The 3,108-nt window shown below is 72.3% G+C and carries 3 protein-coding genes; all 3 read right to left on the bottom strand.

Going from position 1 to position 3,108, the window contains the following annotated elements:
• Positions 1 to 87 precede the first annotated feature (87 nt).
• The 3 genes from ACWDR4_RS49990 to ACWDR4_RS50000 all read right to left on the bottom strand — a co-directional run bounded on the left by ACWDR4_RS49990 (position 88) and on the right by ACWDR4_RS50000 (position 2,919).
• Complete coding sequence (locus tag ACWDR4_RS49990) at positions 88 to 813, bottom strand: hypothetical protein (protein WP_450418840.1); 726 nt, start codon at positions 811 to 813, stop codon at positions 88 to 90.
• Positions 814 to 859: 46 nt separating this feature from the next.
• Positions 860 to 1,993: a PP2C family protein-serine/threonine phosphatase gene (locus tag ACWDR4_RS49995; protein WP_450418842.1), complete on the bottom strand. Its 1,134-nt coding sequence runs from the start codon at positions 1,991 to 1,993 to the stop codon at positions 860 to 862.
• Positions 1,994 to 2,160: 167 nt separating this feature from the next.
• A complete protein-coding gene (locus ACWDR4_RS50000; protein ID WP_450418841.1) occupies positions 2,161 to 2,919 on the bottom strand; it encodes an IclR family transcriptional regulator in 759 nt (252 codons plus the stop codon).
• Positions 2,920 to 3,108: the final 189 nt, after the last annotated feature.

The following is a 3,108-nucleotide window of genomic DNA, read 5'->3' on the forward strand; positions in this document are numbered from 1 at the left end:
CCCCAAGCCGTTCATCTGGACCAAGACAGCCGAAGAGATTCTCGACTCCCTCGCCCGCTTCTGCCGACGGATCTCCGGCGCAGGACACTAGGTGGTCGTCGGCAGCCACACGCGCATCGTCGAAGGGCCGCGGTTCGCCCAGGAGTTGTAGGGGACCAGGACGATTCCCGCGCGCTCGGCTGCGGAAACGGTGGCCCGGTCCAGTGGCCGGTACGGCCATGCGGCCTCGCTCGGATCGACCTCGGCCCGTTCGACGAGTTCTCCCGGCGCGACCACCGTGCCGTCCGGCCCGTCCTCCGGCTCGACGGACGGATCCACCCGTACGGCGTCCACCTCAGACCCGGGTGACGTCCGCCGTGCCCGGGTCGACCGTACGGCAGGTTCCGTCCGGGTCGACCATGTAGGCCGTGGCGCCCTCCGTCCAGGCCGGGACGCGCAGCGACAGGGTCCACGGGTGGGCCGGGGGCGAGCGGTCGATCCGTACACCGTCACGTTTCCGCCGGACGGGTAGTCGGTACGAACGCGTAGGGCGACGCCGGGGCCACCTGTCAGGGTCGTGGTGATCTCCGCGTCGGCGTACTGGTGGAGCTGGATGCCCTGCTCGTCGGCCGTGGCGAGGTGGGCGGGCAGCTGGGCCAGGGTGCGGGCCACGTTCGTCGGGCAGCAGGACACCGCGAACCAGGGCGCGCGCAGGCTCGATTCGGCGCGCGGGCTCACCGCGTCGGGGTCGGGTACGGCGCCCCGGTGACGCCGGTGCAGGCTGTTGGCGTAGAAGAAGGAGCGGCCGTCCTCGGACGGGGAGGTGGCGACCACGTTGCCGACGGCACTCCGAACTTCGGTACGCCGGTGGCTCTCGGCGTCACGCTGACCGTGCCGTCGGGCGAGTAGCGGGCACCTCGCAACCCGTGGCTCCGCCCAGCGACGGTTCGGGAACCACCACTTCCCGGACCGTCGGTTTGCGGATCAGGAGCAGCGCCGCGTCGTCGTGGAGCCGGCCGCCCACATGGTCCAGCAGTTCCTCGTGCAGCGCGTCCAGGGTGCGGGACGGCTCGTCGGAGGCATGGCGGGCCAGTCCTTCGTCCAGCGGGTAGAAGGCGCGGCCCCGGTCGCGGGCCTCGGTGACTCCGTCGGTGTAGAGCAGGAGCTGGTCGCCGTCGGCGAAGGGCAGTACATGCAGGTCGGGAGTGTGGCCGGTGAGGGCGCGCAGGCCGAGGGGCGGGGCCGGGTGCGTGGGCTCCACGGCCACGACGCCGCCCGAGGCGCGGACGAGCAGCGGGGGCGCGTGTCCGCAGTTCACCACTTCCAGGTGGCCGGTCCTCGGGTACCCGGCGACCACGGCGGTGACGAAGTCGTCCGGGCCGAGGTTGCGGGCGAGGCTCCGCTCGATGCGGTCGACGACGGCGAGCAGATCGGGCTCGTCGTAGGCGGCCTCCCGGAAGACGCCGAGCACCAGCGCGGCGGTCCCCACGGCCGGCAGCCCCTTGCCGCGCACATCGCCGACGATCAGTCTCACCCCGTACGGCGTGGGTATCAGCGCGTACAGATCACCGCCGATCCGGGCCTCGGCCGCCGCCGCGCTGTAGCGGACGGCCACCTGGAAGGGGCCGACTGTAGCCGGGACGGGGACGAGCAGGGCGTGCTGGGCGGTCTCCGCGACCGAGCGGACAGCGTCGAGGACCCGCTCCCGGCGCCCGCGCAGGGCGCTGGCCAGGCCGCTCGCCAGGGTGACGGCGGCCAGGGCGGACAGTACGGCGGCCAGCTCGCGGTCCGGTACGCCGTCCCAGGTGCCGAGCATCGCGCCGAGCGCACCGGCGAGCAGACCGACGTACAGGACACCGCGCGGTCCGTTGGTGGTGGCGGCCAGTGCGGGCCCGGCGGCGAGCATCGGCAGCCAGGTCGAGCCGGCTCCGCCGACGAGGTCGCCGAGGACGACGCCGGCGACGATCAGCACAGGCAGGACGGGCAGAACGTTCAAGATCCGTAGTGCGGCCATGCGGTTCCTGAGCGTCCGCATCGGCCAGTGGTCGCCACCATGGGGTCGGGCCTGACTCATGTTCCGTCCGCAGTCCTCACCTGTGTACGGGGCGAGCCCCCGATATGCCTGTTTCATCCAGTAATCAGGAAACGCGATCAACCGGGTCGGCAACAAGGCGCGGATTTTCAGATAGTGAGCGAGAGACTCCTGGTCACACGGTCCGCGGTCGGCATCAGCCGGGCCCGGATCTCCGGCAGCCGGGAGAGCCGGTCCACCGGCATGGACACACCGAGCGAGCCGAGTATGTCGCCCCGGTAGACGGGGACGGCGACACAGACCGTGCCGAGGGCGTACTCCTCCAGGTCCGTGACAGCCGGGGCCACCGGCGAGGAATCGATACGGCGGAGCAGTTCCGGCCGGCTGGTGATCGTCCTCGGGGTGAGGTCGGCGAGGTGGTGGCGGGAGAGGTATTCCTTGCGGGCGTCCTCGTCCATCTCCCGCAGGACGGACTTGCCCAGCGCGGTGGCGTGACCGGCGTCCTCGAACCCCACCCACAGATCGACGCGGGGCGCCCGGGGGCCGTCGACGATCTCGGCGACCCGGATCTCGCCCTCCTCGTAGAAGGTGAGGTAGGCCGCGGTCGCCAGCTCGTCCCGCAGCGCGGCCAGCACGGGACGGACCCGGCTGAGCAGCGCCTGCCCGCGGCCCGTGGTCCGCAGCGTCTGGAGCTTGTCGCCGAGGATGAACCCGCCGTCGTCCAGTTTCCGCAGGTAGCCGTCGTGGACCAGGGTCCGCAGCAGGTGGTAGGCGGTGGCCAGGGGCAGCCCCGTCTCGCGTGCCAGCTGCTTGGCCGGCGCGCCGTTCGCGTGCGCGCTCACCGCCTCCAGCAGACGGAAGGCCCGCTGGACGGAGGTGATGAGCGTGGGGCCTTCGTGCGCACCCATGGAACCAGCGTGCGCTCGGCGCGCAGCGCGGGCAAGGCGTGCGGGGTGCGGGGTGCGCCAGCACTTGTTCTCGCCCCCGCCGCCCCTACCCGACCCATCCCTGGGGGCTCCGCCCCCAGACCCCCGCTGTCGGCCTGAACGGCCTCGTCCTCAAACGCCGGACGGGCTGACATACCCAGCCCGTCCGGC

The sequence above is a fragment of the Streptomyces sp. NPDC000878 genome (assembly GCF_053599695.1).

What these genes read in the sequence shown, in the direction of transcription:
- ACWDR4_RS49995 (WP_450418842.1), bottom strand. Translation starts at nt 1,993, where the DNA reads ATGGCCGCACTACGGATCTTGAACGTTCTGCCCGTCCTGCCTGTGCTG.
- ACWDR4_RS50000 (WP_450418841.1), bottom strand. Translation starts at nt 2,919, where the DNA reads ATGGGTGCGCACGAAGGCCCCACGCTCATCACCTCCGTCCAGCGGGCC.